General features: G+C 72.9%; 1 protein-coding gene. It reads right to left on the bottom strand.

Annotation, left to right across the window (positions count from 1 at the left end; translation table 11 throughout):
- On the bottom strand, positions 1-527 hold a 527-nt coding region (locus ACYVG5_RS21490), incomplete at both ends, for an ATP-binding cassette domain-containing protein (RefSeq protein WP_222051104.1).

Here is a 527-nt window from a genome sequence, read left to right as displayed (position 1 = left end):
GACGTAGGCGGCGAGATGCTCGCCGGTGAGCGTGGAGCGGTCGGTGACGAGGGCGGCGGGGGTGCCCTCGCAGACGATCCGGCCGCCGTCGTGGCCGGCCCCGGGACCGAGGTCGATGATCCAGTCGGCGTGCGCCATGACCGCCTGATGGTGCTCGATGACGATGACCGACCTGCCGGAGTCGACGAGCCGGTCGAGCAGGCCCAGCAGCTGCTGGACGTCGGCGAGGTGCAGCCCGGTGGTCGGCTCGTCGAGGACGTAGACGCTGCCCTTCTCGGCCAGCTGGGTGGCCAGCTTCAGCCGCTGCCGCTCGCCCCCGGACAGCGTGGTCAGCGGCTGGCCGAGGGTCAGGTAGCCGAGCCCGACGTCGGCGAGCCGATCGAGAACGGCGTGCGCGGCCGGTGTCCGCGCCTCGCCGGCACCGAAGAACTCCTCGGCCTCGGTCACCGGCATCGCGAGGACCTCGGCGATGTTCCGGCCGCCGAGCGTGTACTCGAGCACCGCCGCCTGGAACCGCTTGCCCTCGC

Source organism: Modestobacter lapidis, assembly GCF_054780755.1.
The sequence above is the reverse complement of the archived record's forward strand: the minus strand, read 5'-3'. Positions and strand labels throughout refer to the sequence as shown.